This is a genomic window from Nocardia sp. bgisy118 (genome assembly GCF_057708605.1).
Genome location: NZ_JBYISM010000006.1, coordinates 285,695 through 303,223 on the forward strand (window position 1 = coordinate 285,695; position 17,529 = coordinate 303,223).

Annotated in this window: 13 protein-coding genes; 3 read left to right on the forward strand and 10 right to left on the reverse strand. The window is 70.8% G+C overall.

What is annotated here, in order from left to right; all coding sequences use genetic code 11:
- Positions 1-60 precede the first annotated feature (60 nt).
- The 5 genes from pruA to AC3EO7_RS10590 all read right to left on the reverse strand — a co-directional run bounded on the left by pruA (position 61) and on the right by AC3EO7_RS10590 (position 7,855).
- Positions 61-1,695, reverse strand: a complete 1,635-nt coding sequence (gene pruA / locus AC3EO7_RS10570; RefSeq protein WP_431967519.1) for an L-glutamate gamma-semialdehyde dehydrogenase — start codon at positions 1,693-1,695, stop codon at positions 61-63.
- A gap of 65 nt (positions 1,696-1,760) precedes the next feature.
- A complete protein-coding gene (locus AC3EO7_RS10575; protein WP_435591079.1) occupies positions 1,761-3,380 on the reverse strand; it encodes a serine/threonine-protein kinase in 1,620 nt (539 codons plus the stop codon).
- 168 nt (positions 3,381-3,548) lie between these two features.
- Positions 3,549-4,658 (reverse strand): succinyldiaminopimelate transaminase, encoded by a 1,110-nt coding sequence (gene dapC / locus AC3EO7_RS10580; RefSeq protein ID WP_435591080.1) that lies wholly within the window; start codon positions 4,656-4,658, stop codon positions 3,549-3,551.
- Positions 4,659-4,665: 7 nt separating this feature from the next.
- Positions 4,666-4,986 (reverse strand): ferredoxin, encoded by a 321-nt coding sequence (gene fdxA, locus AC3EO7_RS10585; RefSeq protein WP_196148215.1) that lies wholly within the window; start codon positions 4,984-4,986, stop codon positions 4,666-4,668.
- 268 nt (positions 4,987-5,254) lie between these two features.
- Complete coding sequence (locus AC3EO7_RS10590) at positions 5,255-7,855, reverse strand: bifunctional FO biosynthesis protein CofGH (protein ID WP_431967512.1); 2,601 nt, start codon at positions 7,853-7,855, stop codon at positions 5,255-5,257.
- A gap of 171 nt (positions 7,856-8,026) precedes the next feature.
- Between AC3EO7_RS10590 and AC3EO7_RS10595 the strand changes: the two genes are divergently transcribed.
- The 3 genes from AC3EO7_RS10595 to AC3EO7_RS10605 all read left to right on the forward strand — a co-directional run bounded on the left by AC3EO7_RS10595 (position 8,027) and on the right by AC3EO7_RS10605 (position 12,032).
- A complete protein-coding gene (locus AC3EO7_RS10595) occupies positions 8,027-8,524 on the forward strand; it encodes a PH domain-containing protein (protein WP_431967510.1) in 498 nt (165 codons plus the stop codon).
- Positions 8,521-10,083: a PH domain-containing protein gene (locus AC3EO7_RS10600; RefSeq protein ID WP_431967508.1), complete on the forward strand. Its 1,563-nt coding sequence runs from the start codon at positions 8,521-8,523 to the stop codon at positions 10,081-10,083. Before AC3EO7_RS10595 ends, AC3EO7_RS10600 begins: the two co-directional genes overlap by 4 nt.
- 167 nt (positions 10,084-10,250) lie before the next feature.
- A complete protein-coding gene (locus tag AC3EO7_RS10605; protein WP_431967969.1) occupies positions 10,251-12,032 on the forward strand; it encodes an APC family permease in 1,782 nt (593 codons plus the stop codon).
- A gap of 76 nt (positions 12,033-12,108) precedes the next feature.
- Here the strand turns inward: AC3EO7_RS10605 and AC3EO7_RS10610 are convergent, their stop codons facing one another.
- From AC3EO7_RS10610 to typA, 5 genes are all read right to left on the reverse strand, one after another.
- On the reverse strand, positions 12,109-12,591 hold the full coding sequence (locus AC3EO7_RS10610; RefSeq protein WP_431967506.1) for a hypothetical protein: 483 nt from the start codon (positions 12,589-12,591) through the stop codon (positions 12,109-12,111).
- Complete coding sequence (locus AC3EO7_RS10615; RefSeq protein ID WP_431967504.1) at positions 12,588-12,746, reverse strand: hypothetical protein; 159 nt, start codon at positions 12,744-12,746, stop codon at positions 12,588-12,590. Before AC3EO7_RS10615 ends, AC3EO7_RS10610 begins: the two co-directional genes overlap by 4 nt.
- A 54-nt stretch (positions 12,747-12,800) precedes the next feature.
- Complete coding sequence (mshB, locus tag AC3EO7_RS10620; protein ID WP_431967502.1) at positions 12,801-13,691, reverse strand: N-acetyl-1-D-myo-inositol-2-amino-2-deoxy-alpha-D-glucopyranoside deacetylase; 891 nt, start codon at positions 13,689-13,691, stop codon at positions 12,801-12,803.
- The gene (locus AC3EO7_RS10625) at positions 13,688-15,433 is read right to left on the reverse strand and encodes an ABC transporter family substrate-binding protein (RefSeq protein ID WP_435591098.1); all 1,746 of its coding nucleotides are present in this window, start codon (positions 15,431-15,433) and stop codon (positions 13,688-13,690) included. Before AC3EO7_RS10625 ends, mshB begins: the two co-directional genes overlap by 4 nt.
- A gap of 128 nt (positions 15,434-15,561) precedes the next feature.
- Positions 15,562-17,460: a translational GTPase TypA gene (gene typA, locus AC3EO7_RS10630; protein WP_431967500.1), complete on the reverse strand. Its 1,899-nt coding sequence runs from the start codon at positions 17,458-17,460 to the stop codon at positions 15,562-15,564.
- Positions 17,461-17,529: the final 69 nt, after the last annotated feature.

Sequence of the window (17,529 nt, forward strand, 5' to 3'; positions counted from 1 at the left end):
CCTCGAGAATGTCACGCATCACGCCTCCTTCTTCCGGCCGGCGCGGCGGCGCCGCCGGTCTCACGAGTCCATGTGCGGGTACCGGTGCTGTACCGGCGGCACGAATGTCTCCTTGATGGTGCGCGGCGCCGTCCAGCGCAGCAGATTCAACGGCGAGCCCGCCTTGTCGTCGGTACCCGAGGCGCGCGCACCGCCGAACGGCTGCTGACCGACGACGGCGCCGGTGGGTTTGTCGTTGATGTAGAAGTTGCCCGCCGCGAAACGCAGAGCGGCGGAGGCCTGTTCGGCGGCCTTGCGATCGTCGGCGAAGATCGCGCCGGTCAGCGCGTACGGCGCGGCCGCTTCCACTTCGGCCAGAATCGCGGCGTACGAACCGGGTTCGGCGTCGTCGTAGACGTGCACCGAGAGGATCGGGCCGAAGTACTCGGTGGTGAAGGACTCGTCGCGCGGATCGTCGGAGAGCAGTACCGTCGGGCGTACGAACCAGCCTTCGCTGTCGTCGTAGGCGCCGCCGACCGGAATGGTGACGCCCGCGTCCCTCGCTCGTTCGATGGCCGCCACGTTCTTGTCGTAGGCGCGCCGATCGATCAGCGCCCCACCGAAATTCGACAGATCGGCCACGTCGCCGTAGCTGAGCTCGGCGGTCGCGGCGAGGAAATCGTCGCCGATGGCGCGCCAGACCGACCGCGCGATGTAGGCCCGCGAAGCGGCCGAGCACTTCTGACCCTGGTACTCGTAAGCGCCACGGATCAGCGCGGTGCGCAAGGCATCCGGATCGGCCGACGTGTGGGCGACGATGAAATCCTTGCCGCCCGTCTCCCCGACCAGCCGCGGATAGCCATGGTAGCGGCCGATATTCGCGCCGACCTGCTGCCACAGCGACTGGAAGGTGCGGGTGGAGCCGGTGAAGTGGATGCCTGCCAGGCGCGGGTCGGCGAGCGCCACCTCCGAGAGTTGGATACCGTCGCCGGTGACCATGTTGATCACGCCGGGCGGCAGGCCCGCCGCCTCGAGCAGCCGCATCGTGTGGAACGCCGCGAGCGTCTGCGTCGGCGACGGCTTCCACACCACCGTGTTGCCCATCAGCGCGGGCGCGGTCGGCAGGTTGCCCGCGATGGCGGTGAAGTTGAACGGCGTGATCGCGTAGACGAACCCCTCCAGCGGCCGGTAGTCCATCCGGTTCCACACGCCGGGGCTCGACTGCGGCTGCTGAGCCTGGATGTCGCGCGCGAACGCCACGTTGAACCGCCAGAAATCGACCAACTCGCAGGGCGCGTCGATCTCGGCCTGCGCCACCGACTTGGACTGGCCGAGCATCGTCGCGGCGGCCACCTTCTCCCGCCACGGTCCGGCCAGCAGGTCGGCCGCGCGCAGGAAGACCGCGGCGCGGTCGTCGAAAGGCATGGTGCGCCATCCCGGCGCGGCCGCGATGGCCGCCTCGATGGCGCCGTGCGCTTCGGAATGAGTGGTATCGGTGTAGGTCCCCAGCACGTGCCGACGGCGGTGCGGTGCGACGATCTCGTGCCGCTCGCCGATCCCGGGCCGATGCTTGCCGCCGATCACCAGCGGCACGTCGACGGATTCGGCGGAGATCTGGGCCAGCTCGGCCAGCAGCAGCTCGCGCTCGCGACTCCCCGGCGCATACGTATGCACCGGCTCGTTGCTCGGCGTAGGGACAACCGTGACAGCGTCCATAACTCAGGCTAGCCCCAAAACCACGCCTGGACGGAGCCCTCGCGCCGCCGCGTGTCGGCCACGGATCAGAACGGAGCCTCGGCCCACCATCGGTCGCGGACCTCGTCGAACGTGTGCCCCGGCCAGGCGACCTCGACCAGGATCGACGAGGTGGACGGGCTCACCCAGCCGTGCGTCGCCAGCGTGAACGGCGCGGCCGGATCGGTCGGCCGGAACACCTGGAGCCCACCCGGCCTGCTGAATTCGCGTTCGCCGGTCACCGTGGCGTGCGCGCCGAGGTAAGCCTGCACCTCGCGGAACCCTTCGTACTCGGTGTACCACGCGGTGACGCCGTCCGGGTCGGTGCAGACGATCTGGCGCAGCGGCAGCGGGTCACCGGGCGCGGTCACCACCGTCGCGGCGCCGTGACAGCGCGCGCCCCGCCAGCCCGTTCCGTCCGGGCTCGCCGGGATGAGCTGGGGAAAGGCGATCGCGATGGAATGCTGCGCGCCCCACGGCAGCGGCTGCGGCCGGTTCGGGCGGATGAACTTCCAGTAGACGCCGACTGCGGCCACCCCGCCCACGCCGAGCACCAGCGCGAACACCAGAAGCAGCACGGAGAACGTCCGCCACCCCGAGGAGACCCGCCGTCCTGCGACCCGCGCGGGCGGCGCGGCGAACGCGGCAGGACCGCCTCCCCAGCCGTGTGCGGCCGCCGAACGGGGATCGGTCGCACCGGCCGCCCTGGGCCCGGAATCGACCACCGTGTCCGTCCAGAGCGGAATCCGCGGTGGAGTGAGCGGCGCCGAGTTGCCCGGATCGTCAGACGCTCCCGCCTGATCCGCGGAACTCGGCGGGATCGCGCGACCGGCCAGGGCCCGCGTCACCGCATCGGCGAAGGCGCCGCAACTGGCGAAGCGCCGGGCCGGGTCCTTGTCCATCGCGCGGACGATCGCCTCGTCCACCGCGGACGGCAGCCCCGGGACGAACGCACCGGCACGCGGCGCGGGCTGGGTGAGGTGCGCGGCGACGATCGCGCCCGGATTCGTCCCGGTGAACGGCGGTTGTCCGGTCAACAGGGCGAACAGGGTGCAGCCGAGCGCGTACTGGTCCGCGCGATGGTCGACCGGCCCGCCCGAAAGCTGTTCCGGCGCCGCGTAAGCCAGGGTGGCGTGCAGTTCGCCGGTCCTGGTCAGCTGGTGGGTGTCCTCACGCATGCGCGCGATGCCGAAGTCGCTGAGCAGCACCCGGTCGCCGCCGCCGTGCGCGGCGCTCAGCAGGATGTTGGCCGGTTTCACGTCGCGGTGCAGCACGCCGCGGTCGTGCGCGTAGTCCAGCGCGGCCGCGGTCTGGGCGACGATCCCGGCGGCGCGCGCCGGGTCCAGCGGTCCGCCGCGGAACGCGGCCGCGTCGCCGCCGTCGACGTACTGCATGGAAATCCACAGCACACCCTCGTCGGCGCCGCGATCCAGCACCGACACGATGTTCGGATGATCAAGCCGCGCAACCACATCGGCCTCGCGTTCGAATCGCCGCCGCGCCTCCTCGTCGGCGTAGAGGTCGCGATCGAGCAGCTTGAGCGCGATCAGGCGCGGCAGCCGCGGATGACCGGCCAGATAGACCGTGCCCATTCCGCCGCGGCCGAGCACCCGCTCGATCCGATATCCGGCGAACACCTCGCCGACGGCGAGCCCCACCCCCTGCATCGCAGCAACCTTTCACCGAGCCGATCGAGCGTCACGAGTGTACGAAGCGCGGTCCGCCCGGGCGAACCGGTCACCTGTCGGCGCAGCTCGTGACCGGCCCGTCGCGCCGCCGGACGACGGCGGCACTTCCGTCATGGCCGACGCGCAATGTCGCCGAAATCCGCGAAATCAGTTCGCGCGCAAGCGCTCCACCGCGGCGGCGATGCGTTCGTCGGACGCGGTCAGCGCGATCCGCACGTGCTCGCCCGAGGTCGGCCCGTAGAAGTCGCCGGGCGCGGCGAGGATGCCACGGTCGGCGAGCCAGTCCAGCGTGGTCCGGCAGTTCTCGCCGCGAGTGGACCACAGGTACAGCCCGGCCTCCGAGTGATCGATACGGAAACCAGCGCCCTGCAGCGCATTTCGCAGCTGCTCGCGCCGGGCGCGGTAGCGTTCACGCTGCTTGGCCTCGTGCGCGTCGTCGCCGAGCGCGGCCGTCATCGCGGCCTGGATCGGGTAGGGCACCATCATGCCCGAGTGTTTGCGCACCTCGAGCAGCTCGGCGACCAGTTCCGGATCGCCCGCCACGAAACCGGCGCGGTAGCTGGCCAGGTTCGACGTCTTCGAGAGCGAATGCACCGCGAGCAGACCGGTGTGGTCACCGTCGCACACTTCGGGATCCAGGATCGAGAAGGGGCGGCTGTCCCAGGAGAGACCCAGGTAGCACTCGTCGGACGCGACGATCGCGCCGCGCTCCCGCGCGAACGCGACGACCTTGCGCAGGTGCTCGACGCCGAGCACGCGGCCGGTCGGGTTGGACGGCGAATTGAGGTAGATCAGCGCGGGCGACTGGGGGCCGAGCCGGGTGAGCCCGTCGGCCCGCAGCACCTGCGTGCCCGCGAGCAGCGCGCCGACCTCGTAGGTCGGATAGGCGATCTCGGGAATGACCACCAGATCACCGGAACCGAGACCCAGCAGCCTCGGCAGGCCCGCGATCAGCTCCTTGGTGCCGATCACGGGCAGCACCGCCGCCGGGTCCAGACCCGTGATCCCGTACCGGCGCTTCAGCGCGTCGACCGCGGCCGCGCGCAGTTCGGGGGTGCCGTGCGTGGTCGGGTAGCCGGGAACCTCCGCGACCGCGTTGAGCGCCGCCCTGATGATCGGGGCGACGGGGTCCACCGGAGTGCCGACCGACAGATCGACGATCCCGTCGGGATGCGCCGCGGCTCTCGCCTTGACCGCCGCGATGGTGTCCCAGGGAAAATCGGGTAGCAGAGCGCTGACCCGGCCGCGCGAACTCACTCGGGTCTCACTCGCCCATCGGGGGAAGTTCTTTGATGAACGGCGGGTCGTAGTCGACCTTGCCGACCTTGGTCGCGCCGCCCGGCGAACCCAGCTCGTCGAAGAAATCGACGTTGGCGTTCACGTATCCGCCCCACTGGTCCGGCGTGTCGTCTTCGTAGAAGATCGCCTCCACCGGGCACACCGGCTCACATGCACCACAGTCCACGCACTCGTCGGGATGGATGTACAGCATGCGACCACCCTCGTAGATGCAGTCCACGGGGCATTCCTCGATGCATGCCTTGTCCTTCACGTCAACGCACGGTTCAGCGATGATGTACGGCACTGCCGCTCTCCTAGTCTGTCCTCACCTGCGGGGATGGTCCGCCCACGCGAAACCCTATCCCGACCACCCCACGTTACTACTGGTCAGCCTGCCCTAACTTCGCCGGCTCCGCCCCCGCTCGCGGCGGGTATGCCGAGGCTCTCGTCCACGTCGAGGCCCAAAGCACGATCGTAGTGGACGGAGCGGGGCGAAGTCGGCCGACAGCCCGCGCGCGATCACCGGCCGTCGCCGCGCGCGGGCGGGAACGTCGCGCCCGCGCGCCACGGGACTAGTGCACCGACAGCGACAACGGCTCCGGCTTGCGGTCCACCCGGCCGTACGTGGTCGTGCGTTCCCTGGCGGGACGACCGATGCCGTCGGCGATCTCGACGAGCTCGGCGACCGTCTTCGCCGAGCCGTGCTGCGAGCCGGCCATGCGGGAGATGGTCTCTTCCATCAGCGTGCCGCCGAGGTCGTTCGCGCCGCCGTTGAGCATCATCCTGGTGCCCGCCGTGCCGAGCTTGACCCAGCTGGTCTGGATGTTGTCGATGCGACCGTGCAGCATGATCCTGGCCAGCGCGTGCGCCGCGCGGTTGTCGCGGATCGTCGGGCCGGGCCTGGCCGCGCCCGCCAGATACAGCGGGGCGCTCTGGTGCACGAAGGGCAGCAGCACGAATTCGGTGAAACCGCCTGTCTCGTCCTGGATTCCGCGAATCACGCGCAGGTGTCCGACCCAGTGCTTCGGACTGTCCACGTGCCCGTACATCATCGTCGAGCTGGAACGCAGGCCGATCCGATGCGCGGTGGTGATCACCTCGATCCACGCCGACGTGGGCAGCTTGCCCTTGGTGAGCACCCAGCGCACCTCGTCGTCCAGGATCTCCGCGGCGGTGCCCGGAATGGTGTCGAGCCCGGCCTCCTTCAGCGCCACCAGCCAGTCGCGAATGCTCTGCCCGCCGCGCGAGGCGCCGTTGACGATCTCCATCGGGCTGAAGGCGTGCACGTGCATGGACGGCACCCGCTGCTTCACCGCGCGCACCAGGTCGGCGTAGCCGGTGACCGGCAGATCCGGGTCGATGCCGCCCTGCATGCAGACCTCGGTGGCGCCGTCGACATGCGCCTCCCACGCCCGGTCCGCGACCTCGTCGGTGCTCAGCGTGAACGCGTCGGCGTCGCCCTTGCGCTGGGCGAACGCGCAGAAGCGGCAGCCGGTGTAGCAGATGTTGGTGAAGTTGATGTTCCGGTTCACCACGTAGGTGACGTCGTCGCCGACGGTGTCGCGGCGCAACTGGTCGGCCAACGCCGCGACGGCCTCGAGATCGGTGCCCTCGGCGGTGGCCAGCGCCAGGTACTCGGCGTCGGACAGCGCGGCGGGATCGCGTTCGGCGGCGCGCAGCGCGGCCAGCACGTCGGCGTCGAGCCGCTCGGGGGCCGAGCTGGCCAGGTCGCGCGCCTGTTCGCGGATGGTGTCCCAATCGCCGAACGCGCCGACCACGTCCTGGCCCAGCGCGGAGTCGCTGCGGCTCTCGGTGTTGCGGCCCTCGGTGTCGATGGACGTGTTGAGGTCGATCCGGCCCGCGGAATCCCACGATTCGTCCGGTTCCTGCCACGGCAGGCCGGCCGGGATCGCGTCCGGATTCGCCAGACCGGTCGCGGGATCGGTCAGCGCGGCCACGTGCGCGCCTATACGCGGATCCACCCACGGATTGCCCGCGCGCACGTATTTCGGGTGCGCCGAGGTCCTTTCGACGAGCTGGTAGCCCGCCGCCTCGGTGATCTCGCGCAGCGTGTCCAGATTCGGCCACGGCCGTTCGGGATTCACGTGATCCGGGGTCACCGGCGAGACGCCGCCCCAGTCATCGATGCCCGCGTCGATCAACGCCAGGCATTCCTCCAGCGACACCAGGTTCGGCGGGGCCTGCACCGGCACGTCCGGGCCGAGCAGCAGGCGGGTCACCGCGATGGTCGCGCGGAACTCGGCCAGGTCGGCGTCGGGCGCGTCCCGCATGGCGGTGTCGTCCTTGGCGCGGAAGTTCTGGATGATGACTTCCTGGATGTGCCCGAACGCCTTGTGCTGCTTGCGAATCGCCATGATGGACTCGGCACGCTCGGTGAGCGTCTCGCCGATGCCGACCAGGATGCCGGTGGTGTACGGCACCGAGAGCCGCCCGGCGTCGGTGATGGCGCGCAGCCGCACCGCGGGGTCCTTGTCGGGACTGCCGTAGTGGCACTGGCCCTTCTCGGTGAACAGCCGCGTCGAGGTGGTCTCCAGCATCATCCCCATGGACTGGGCGACCGGCTTGAGGCGCGCGATCTCCTCCCAGCTCATCACGCCGGGATTCAGGTGCGGCAGCAGGCCGGTCTCCTCCAGCACCATGATCGAGACGGCGCGCAGGTAGTCCAGCGTGGAGTCGTAACCGCGCTCGTCGAGCCACTGCGCGGCCTCCGGCCAACGCGCCTCGGGCCGGTCGCCGAGGGTGAACAGCGCCTCCTTGCAGCCGAGCGCGGCGCCGCGGCGAGCGATGTCGAGCACCTCGTCGGGCTCCAGGAACATGCCCTTGCCCTCGGCACGCAGCTTGCCCGGCACCGTGACGAACGTGCAGTAGTGACACTTGTCCCTGCACAACCGGGTCAGCGGAATGAACACATTGCGCGAATAGCTGATCGTCTTCGGCCTGCCCGCGGATTCCAGACCGGCGTCGCGCACCCGCGCCGCGCTGCGACACAGCTCGACCAGATCCTCACCGCGCGCATGCAGCAGCACCGCGGCCTCGTCCACGTTCAGCGTCACACCGTCTCGGGCCCGGCGGAGCGCGCGGCGCATGGCCGACGGGCTGGGCGGGGCGGGCGGGACGCTCGGGGTCGCTAGCTCGGTCACGCCCTCGATCATGCGCTACCCATCCTGGACTGTCTCCCTCCAGTGCTTGTGTGTGAGCGTAAACAGCTCACGGGCACGGCGAGCCGCGCGGGACCCGTCGTGAGCGTTCACAACCTCACCATGCGCCACGGTTATTCCGCCGGCGCGGGGCGGGTGGCGAATGTTCGTGCAACCATGACAAGCATGTCGCAGCCGCGCACGATCATGGCCGACCCGGCCTGGCGCCCGAGCCCCAAGGCGAAACTGCTGTGGACCGTGCAGGCGGTGTTGTCGTGGGCGCTGCCGTTGCTCGCGCTGCTCGTGTGGGCCGCGGTGGACTCACAACGGCGCGGCTGGCAGTTGATCGCGCTGGTGATCGGGCTGTTCTGCGCGATGTTCAGCATCGCCGTCGTCCCGTGGTGGCGCTACGCGGTGCACCGCTGGGAGGTCACCGACGAGGCCGTGTACACCAGGGTCGGCTGGCTGGCCCAGGAGAGCCGGGTCGCGCCGATCTCGCGGGTGCAGACGGTCGACACCGAACGCGGTCCGCTGGAGCGGCTGCTCGGCCTGGCCACGGTCACGGTCACCACCGCCTCGTCGGCGGGCGCGGTGCAGATCTCGGCGCTCGACCTGCCGGTCGCCGAAGAGACCGTGACGCGGCTGACCGAGATCGCCGCCCGGCATCGCGGAGACGCGACATGACCGAGCCGCTACCCGGCGATATCGGACCGCCGTGGGCGCGCCTTGACCAGCGAATGCTGTTGGTGCACCCCGTCACCGAGGTGGTCAAGTTCATCCCGGTGCTGATCGGTTCCGTCATCCTCGGCACCAGCAGCGGCAATCCCGCGTGGAGCGTCATCCCGCTGGTGCTGGTCGTCGGATTCGCGATCACCCGCTGGTTCACCACGACCTACCGGGTCGGACCGACCCACGTCGAACTGCGCACCGGATTGGTCCAGCGCAGAAAGCTTTCGGTGCCGCGCAGCCGGATCAGATCCGTGGACATCGAATCCGACCTGTTGCACCGGGCGTTGGGGCTGGCCGTGGTGGTCATCGGCACCGGTCAGCAGGCCGACACCGGGGAGAAGTTCAAGCTCGACTCGCTCGACGCGCGGGTGGTGCCCGCGTTGCGCGCCGAGCTGCTCGCGCACACGGCCCGTCCGGCCGCCGGGCCGGAGATCCCGGCCGCGGGCGTCGCCGACGACGAAGCGGCTCGAGCACAACCGACGGCGCGCGAGATCGGGCACTGGCAGCCGCAGTGGGTGCGATACGCGCCGCTGTCGCTGACCGGATTCGCCGTCATCGCGCCGGTGGTCGGCGTGGCGTTCCAGTACGGGCTGGGCCAGTGGCTGTTCGAATCCGAGGCCGCGCAGGACATCGGGGATCGCGCGGTCGTCGCCATCGTCCTCGTCGTGCTCGGCCTGATCGCCGCCATCGTGCTCGTGGTCAGCCTCGCGGCCTGCACGCGGTACCTGACCACGTATTTCGGCCTCCGCGTCCTGAACGACGGCCGCACCCTGCACCTGCGCCACGGCCTGTTCACCACCAGACAGATCACCCTCGACCTGGCCCGTTTCCGCGGCGCTACCGTCAACGAGCCACTGCTGCTTCGCCTTTCGGGCGCCGCCGAACTCGAGGCCATCATGGTCGGCGAGAACCCGCGCCAGAAGATCCTGCCGCAGGCCCCGCGCACCGCGATCGAAAGCACGCTCGCGGAACTGCTGAGTCCGCCACCGACGCACCCCTCCGCGTCGAGCCCTAGTGCCGCAACCGAATTCGCACCCGTGGCGCAGATGACCGTCCGGCTCACCAGGCACGGGCCCGCCGCGCGCCGACGCCGGTACACCCGGGCCCTGACTCCCGTCGCCCTCCTCGCCTTCGTGGTGCTCGCCTTCTCCCTCGACGGCCCCATTCCGCCTTGGTGGTGGCTGTTGCCCGGCATCACCGCGGTCGTCGCGATCGCCCTGGCCGAAGACCGCTACCGTGGCCTCGGCCACGCCGTCCTCCCCCGCACCGCGACCAGCCCCGCCTGGCTCATCACCCGCGCAGGCTCCCTCGACCGCGACCGCGACTGCCTCGAAGCTCCCGGCGTCATCGGCTGGACCGTCCGCCAATCCTTCTGGCAGCGCCGCTCCGGGGTCGCCACCGTCGTCGCCGCTACCGCCGCGGGCAAGAAGCGCTACCACGTCGTCGACATCCCGCTGCCGCAAGCCTGGTCCGTCATCGAAGCCGTCACTCCCGGCGCCCTCGGACGCCGCTGATACCCCGCAGACCCTCGGTACACCCCACAAGGCGTAGGGAGGGTCTGTGGCAGACCCTGCGCGGAGCGGTGACGTGTCGTTGGAGGGCGGGCGTGCGGGGGCGGCGTTGAATGGGAGATGTGGTCGAGACCGTAGCGCGCGACGAGTCCCGGATCGCCGATCGGCGGATGCGCCGGATGCAGCGTGGCGATGCCTACCGGCTCACCGCGTTCGGGGGGCTCGCCGCGCTCTCGCTGGACGCGTTGTCCAGCGTCGCCTACGGGCCGGAGGCCATCGTGCTCGTGCTCGTCGGCGCGGGCGCGGCGGCGGTCCAGTGGACGCTCCCGGTGTCGCTGGCGATCGCGGCGCTGTTGCTGGTGCTCGTCCTCTCCTACCGTCAGGTGATCGCGGCGCACCCGGACGGTGGCGGGGCGTACGCGGTGGCGAAAAAGGATCTCGGCCGGGGCGCGAGCCTGCTGGCCGCGGCCAGCCTGGTGGTCGATTACGTGCTGACGGTCGCGGTCAGCCTTTCGGCGGGCGCGGCGAGCCTGGCCAGCGCGTTTCCCGCATTGCGCGACCACGAGCTGGAGGTCGCGCTCGCGGCGCTCACGCTCATCGCCGTGGTGAATCTGATCGGCGTCGCCGAGTCCGCCAGGGTGCTGATGGCGCCGATGCTGGTGTTCGTCGCCTGCGTCCTCGGCGTGATCGCCGTCGGCTTGCTGCGGCCGGAGCCGGTGGCCGTGGTCGGCGACGATCCCGGGCCGCTGGTCCCGATCGAGGCGCTCGGAGTGTGGTTGCTGCTCAAGGCTTTCGCCGCGGGCTGTTCGGCGCTGACCGGTGTGGAGGCGATCGCGAACGCGGTGCCGTCGTTCCGCACGCCCGCCGTCCGCCGCGCCCAGCACACCGAGGTCGCGCTCGGGATGCTGCTGTGCGTCATGCTGCTCGGCCTTGCGCTGCTCATCCGCATACATCACGTGGTGCCGCGCGAAGGAGTGACGATTCTGGCCCAGCTCGCCGCGGCCGCGTTCGGCACGGGGTGGCCGTTCTACATCGTGAACGTGGCCGTCGCGGTGACGCTCGGGTTGGCGGCCAACACGAGTTTCGGCGGGCTGCCGGTGTTGCTCGCGCTGCTGGCGAAGGACCGCCGGATGCCCTCGCTGTTCACGCTGCGCTCCGAGCGGCCGGTTTTCCGGTACGGCGTGACCGCGCTCGCCGTGGCCGCGGGCACGATTCTGATGCTGGTCGACGCCGAGACGCACAGCCTGCTTCCGCTGTACGCGATCGGCGTCTTCATCGGCTTCACCCTCAGCCAGTGGGGACTGGTCCGGCACTGGCAACGGCAGCGCGACCCCGGGTGGGGGCCGCGCGCCGCACTGAACGGGTTCGGCGCGTGCTTGACCGCCGTGGCCGCTGTGGTGTTGCTGGCCGAGAAGTTCACCGAAGGCGCCTGGCTACTGCTGGTGATCATCCCGCTGTTGATCATCCTGTTCGCCAGGACCGAGAACTACTACCGCACGGTCGCCGCGGAACTGCGTCTCGGTGAGATCCCGCCGCGCCCCGAGATCTCACCCGCGACAAGGGCTCTGGTCATCATCCCGGTGGTCGCCGTGAGCGAGGCGACCGCCCGCGCGCTCGCCGTCGCGCTGCGCACGCGCGGCGAAATCGTCGCCGTCGCCGCCGAGATCGACCCCGCCGCCACCAAACGCCTCAGCGCCCGCTGGAAAGAATGGGACCCGGGCGTCCCGCTCACCGTGCTGCCGTGCCCGCACCGCAACCTGATCACCACCCTGGTCGGCTACGTGCGCAAACAAACCGCCAGGGGCCGCGACGTCACCGTGCTGGTCACCCACGTCGAAGCCCGCCACTGGCGCCACCGTCTGCTGCACAACCCGCGCGGCCCGGTCCTCGCCGCCGCGCTGCGCGCCCGCACCGACGCCGTCATCGCCACGCTGCCGATCCGCGTCGACTGACGGCGGTCCTCGCAGCAACTCCGCACACGTCGCGGCGGTTCCGACCACAGCGGGGCGTACGGAGGGTTCTGCGAGGTCAGTGCTGGGCGGGGCGGAGGTAGAGGTAGACGAGGGGTGGGACGAGGCCGCAGAGCAGCAGCAGGAGGGTCGGCCAGTCACTGAGGAGCACGAGGTCGCCGCCGGGGCCTGCGACGGTGCAGGCCAGGAAACCGAAGGTCCAGACGATGACCGGGAGCAGGGCCACGCGGACGCTGTCGGTGAGGGTGCGCATGGCCGCGATCAGCACGACGTTGAGGGCGGCGGCGAGCAGGACCGTCACCGGGAAGGCGATCGCGCCCGAGCCGGCTGCCGCGGCGAGCGGTGCGGCCACCAGGGTGTTCTCCTTCGGCGGCGGGAGATGCGAGGCGCCCAGATAGACGGGCAGATAGAGGACCTCGAAGGCCAGGGTGAACAACCCGCTCAGGACGAGCGCGGCCATCAGCGCCAGCCGTAGGGGTTCGGCGATCCACCCTCGATCATCGGTCTGTGGCGCGTCCGCGCGCTTGTCGAGCGCCGTCACGGCACCGGCGGGTAGCCGAGGAGGGTCAGCAGGTGGCTCTGCATGTCGACGAAGGCGTACAGCACCGACATGTACAGCTCGTGTTGCTGCTGCGCGCCGGGCCGCAAGCTGTCCACGAAGGCCGAGATGGCGTTCTGGAGATCCCAGTTGTACACGTCCAGGAGTCTATGCCCCGCGGCCGAGGCCGCGGATCGCGCACCGTGTCCGATTCAGCCGATCCCGGCGAACAAGTCGTGTTCGCGCCCGTCCGGCCCTACCGGGCCCCGCGCGCCGCGGACCAGCACGTAGTGCTCCTCGGGCAGCACCGGCTGGGCGATGTCGTTGGAGAGCGCGAACTCCCGCCCGGACGGCGCGACCGTCACCTGGGTGGCGTGCGCCCGCAGCGCCGCCCGCTTGGCGGCCAGCGCGTCGGACACCTCGACGGTGGTGGTGACGGTCTGACTCGGCACGCTCGCCAACTCACCCGCCGCGGGCAGCCGCCAGCCCTTCGGCAGCGCGCCCGGCAGGCCCTCGACGGTGCGCCGGGCCAGCGCCTCGGTGTGCAGCCGCAGCATGTCGGCGTCGGTCACGGTCCAGTAGAACTTGGGCACGTCCCAGCCGCGCTCGGCCGCTTCGTGCACGGCGGCCGTGGCGACCTCGTGTGCCCTGATGTGATCGGGGTGGCCGTAGCCGCCGCGCGGGTCGTAGCCGATCACCACCCGCGGCCGCAGCTCGAGCAGGATCTCGACGAGCGCCTCCACCGCCTCGGGTCCGGAGCGCACGAACGCCCTCGGGTGCTCGGCCGACGGCGTGCCCGCCATCCCGGAATCCCGCCAGCGCCCTGCCCCACCCAGAAAGCGCGGCGGCGCGGCGTCCAAAGCGGCCAGCGCCCTTGTCAATTCGACGATGCGGTAGCCACCGAGCTGATCGGCGCCGTCCGCGGTCAGCTGGGCCCACTGCTCGCCGATCACCTCGCCCTCCTCGCCGAGGGTGCAGGTCACCACGGTGACCGGGACGCCCCGACGACGGTAGTGCGCGATCGTGCCGCCGGTGGTGATGGATTCGTCGTCCGGGTGCGCGTGCACCAGCACGATGCCGCCCGGCCTTTCGGCGGCGGTCACGGAATCCTGCGCCACATCGCGGCGTCGCCGAAGATGCCCACCTGGATGGCGCCGCTCAGCGACACGCCGTCCACTCGCGGGCCCGCGGCGGCGACCACGTTGTCCTGCACGATCGGCAGCACCGTGGCAAGCCCCCACAGCGCGGGCTCGGCCTCGGCGAGCGCCTTGGGGACGTCGATGCCGCGCAGCGCCGCGTCGATCGCGGGCTGCAGCGCCGGATCGCACACGCCGGACAGGTTGCTCGGCGCGCGCCGGGCCGCCTCCACCGCGGTCTGCGTCTCGCCGTCGCCCGGGCTGGGTTCGGGCGGCAGGCAGCTGTAGCGGGACGCCAGCACGTTGGCCGGATCCGCGCCCGCGACCTCCCAGCCGACGATGGCGTCCACGCCGCCCTCGACCAGCTCCTTGCCGTACAGCGCGTCGGCGGCGACGCTGCGGACGCTGGCATCGATTCCGGCGCTGCGCAATTGGTCGGCGGCGGTGTTGGCCACCGCGAGCGCGGTCGCGTCACCGGTGACCGCGCCGATACGAAGGGCGAGCGCCTTGCCGTTCTTCGCGACCGGCCGCGGCTGCGGCGCGGGCGAGGTCGGCGAGACCACCGGCGGCGGTTCGGGCGCGCGGGCGAAACCAGCCTCGGCCAGCAGCGCGAACGCTTCTTCCGGGGCGGGGCGCGGCGGCGCGGTCGGCGCGTAGCCGGGGTCCGATGGCGTCAGGATCTGCGCGCGCACCGGCTCGACCCATCCGCCCGTTTGCGCGCCGACGGTGGCCAGCAGCGCGGGATCGAGCAGCGCGAGTACCCCGCGCCGGACCCGATGATCGGCGAGTTCGGTGGTGCGCCCGTTCAACACGAACTGGAGCTCGCGCGACTGCGCCATGATCGCGGTGCGCACCGAGGGGATCGCGGCCAGTTGCGCCTGGGTCGCGACACCGCCGTGCACCAGCGCCATCTGCGCGTCACCGGTGCGCAGCGATTCGGCCAGCTGCGCCGGAGTTCCGCCGCGGCGCAACAGAATCTGATCGGGACCGGCCGGAGTGCCCCAGTAGCGGTCGTTGCGTTCCAGCAGGATCTCGTCGCGGCCGGGATCCACCGACTTGATCGCGAAGTTGCCGCCGGACACCGGGATTCCCTCCGCGAGACCGTTGGCGAAACCGCCGGGCTGATCCTTGATCAGGTGCGAGGGAAGCAGATTCGCGAACAGCTCGCGCCAGGCCGGGTACGGCTGGGTCAGCACGACGGTGACCGTCTTGCCGCCGCCGGAGGAGTTGACGTCCGAGATCAGCCGGTAGGCCGCCGAATCCGCGACACCGGGCTGAGTCAGCATCTGCTGCCACAGGAAACGGAAATCCTCGGCGGCGATCGGCGCGCCGTCGGACCAGTTGGCCTGGTTGCGCAGCGTGTAGGTGATGGTGAACGGTTCCTGGCTGGTGACCTCGGCGGCGGTCACCAGCGCGGTGTCCGGCACCCAGTCGGTGGCGCCGCGCACCGTCGGGTTCGGCACCGGACGGAACGGGCTCGGCAGCACCATCGAGCTCACCGCCGAGGTGGCGGGCGACTGATCGGACCGCAGGTGCGGGTTGAACCCGATGCCGATGTCGTCGATCCCGACGACGACGGTGTTCTTGCCCGGCTTGGCCGGCGTCGTCTTCGGGCTGTCCGTGCTCTCGATGGGCGGGGGCGGGTTCGCGGTGCATCCGGCGAGCACCGTCACGGAGGCCGCCATCAGAACCATCAGTGCGCGCGCCATCGCGCGTCGTCTTGCCCCCGTGCTCACGCCCGGCACTCTACTTCGCCACGCCGCCGTTCGCCTACGCGGCGCCGCCGCGCTCTCGCACGGCGGCGCCGAGGCTCCGCGCTCGCCGGTCCGGTTCCGCACTACAGCGCGGCCCGGTCCCGCGCCTTCCGCCTGGACAGCTCACGGGCCCGCTCGTTCTGGCCGAGGACGACCTTGCGCACCCGGACCACCTCGGGGGTGACCTCGACGCACTCGTCGGCGGCGCAGAACTCCATCGCGCCCTCCAGGTCCAGCTGCAGCGGCTTGGCCAGGGTCTCGATCACGTCGGCGGTGGAGCTGCGCATGTTGGTCAGCTTCTTCTCGCGGGTGACGTTGATGTCGAGATCCTCCGCGCGCGGGTTGATGCCCACCACGTGGCCCTCGTAGGTGTCCGCGCCCGGCTCGACGAAGAACTGGCCGCGGTCGGCGAGCTGGATCATCGCGAACGGCGTCACGCTGCCCGCGCGGTCGGAGACCAGCGAACCGGTGTGGCGCGCCCGGATCTCGCCCGCCCACGGCGCGTAGCCGTGCGCGACGGCGTTGGCGATGCCGGTGCCGCGGGTCTCGGTGAGGAAGTCGGTGCGGAAGCCGATCAGGCCGCGCGAGGGGACGATGAACTCCATCCGCACCCAGCCCGCGGCGTGGTTGTTCATCTGCACCATCTTGCCCTTGCGGGCGGCGAGCAGCTGGGTGATCGCGCCGAGGTACTCCTCGGGGCAGTCGATGGTCAGCTCCTCGTAGGGCTCGTGCACCTTGCCGTCGACCTGCTTGGTGACCACCTGCGGCTTGCCGACGGTCAGCTCGAAGCCTTCGCGGCGCATCTGCTCGACCAGGATGGCCAGCGCCAGCTCACCGCGGCCCTGCACCTCCCAGGCGTCCGGGCGGCCGATGTCGAGCACCCGCAGCGAGACGTTGCCGACCAGTTCCTGGTCCAGGCGCGACTTCACCATGCGGGCGGTCAGCTTGTGGCCCTGCACCCGGCCGACCAGCGGCGAGGTGTTGGTGCCGATGGTGACCGAGATCGCAGGCTCGTCGACGGTGATGCGGGGCAGTGCGACCGGGTTGTCGATGTCGGCGAGGGTGTCGCCGATCATGATCTCCGGGATGCCCGCGATGGCGACGATGTCACCCGCCACGGCCACCTCGCCGGGCTGCCGCTCGACGCCGATGGTCTGGAGCAGCTCGGTGATCTTGACGTGCTTGACGCCGTCGGCGTGCATCCACGCGACGTTCTGGCCCTTGCGCAGCTCGCCGTTGTGCACGCGCACCAGCGCGAGGCGGCCGAGGAAGGCCGAGGCGTCCAGGTTGGTGACGTGGGCCTGCAGCGGCGCGGCGGGATCGCCCTTCGGCGCCGGGATGCACTCCATCAGCACGTCGAACAGCGCGTCGAGGTTCTCCGCGTCGGGCGCGCTGCCGTTCTCGGGGCGCTCCTTGGAGGCCTTGCCCTCACGACCGGAGGCGTAGAGCACCGGCAGGTCGAGGGCCAGCTCGGCGGCCTCGGCCGCGGCGTCGTCCAGGTCGGAGGCCAGGTCCAGCAGCAGGTCGTGGCTCTCCTCGACGACCTCCTCGATGCGCGCGTCGGGCCGGTCGGTCTTGTTGACGACCAGGATCACCGGCAGCGACGCGGCCAGCGCCTTGCGCAGCACGAAGCGGGTCTGCGGCAGCGGGCCCTCGGAGGCGTCCACCAGCAGCACGACGCCGTCGACCATGGAGAGGCCGCGCTCGACCTCACCGCCGAAGTCGGCGTGGCCGGGGGTGTCGATGACGTTGATGACGGTGACCGAACCGTCCTGGTGGTGCCGGTGCACCGCGGTGTTCTTGGCGAGAATGGTGATGCCCTTCTCGCGCTCCAGGTCACCGGAGTCCATCACACGGTCGACCGGCTCGGCCCGCTCGGCGAAGGCGCCGGACTGGCGCAGCATGGCGTCGACCAGTGTCGTCTTACCGTGGTCGACGTGAGCCACGATGGCCACGTTGCGAAAATCGCGTGCAGACGACACGCCAGAATCCTCCTGCTGTTCGGTGTTGGTACCGGCCGACCCCTGCAAACAGGTGGAGAATGAAAACTC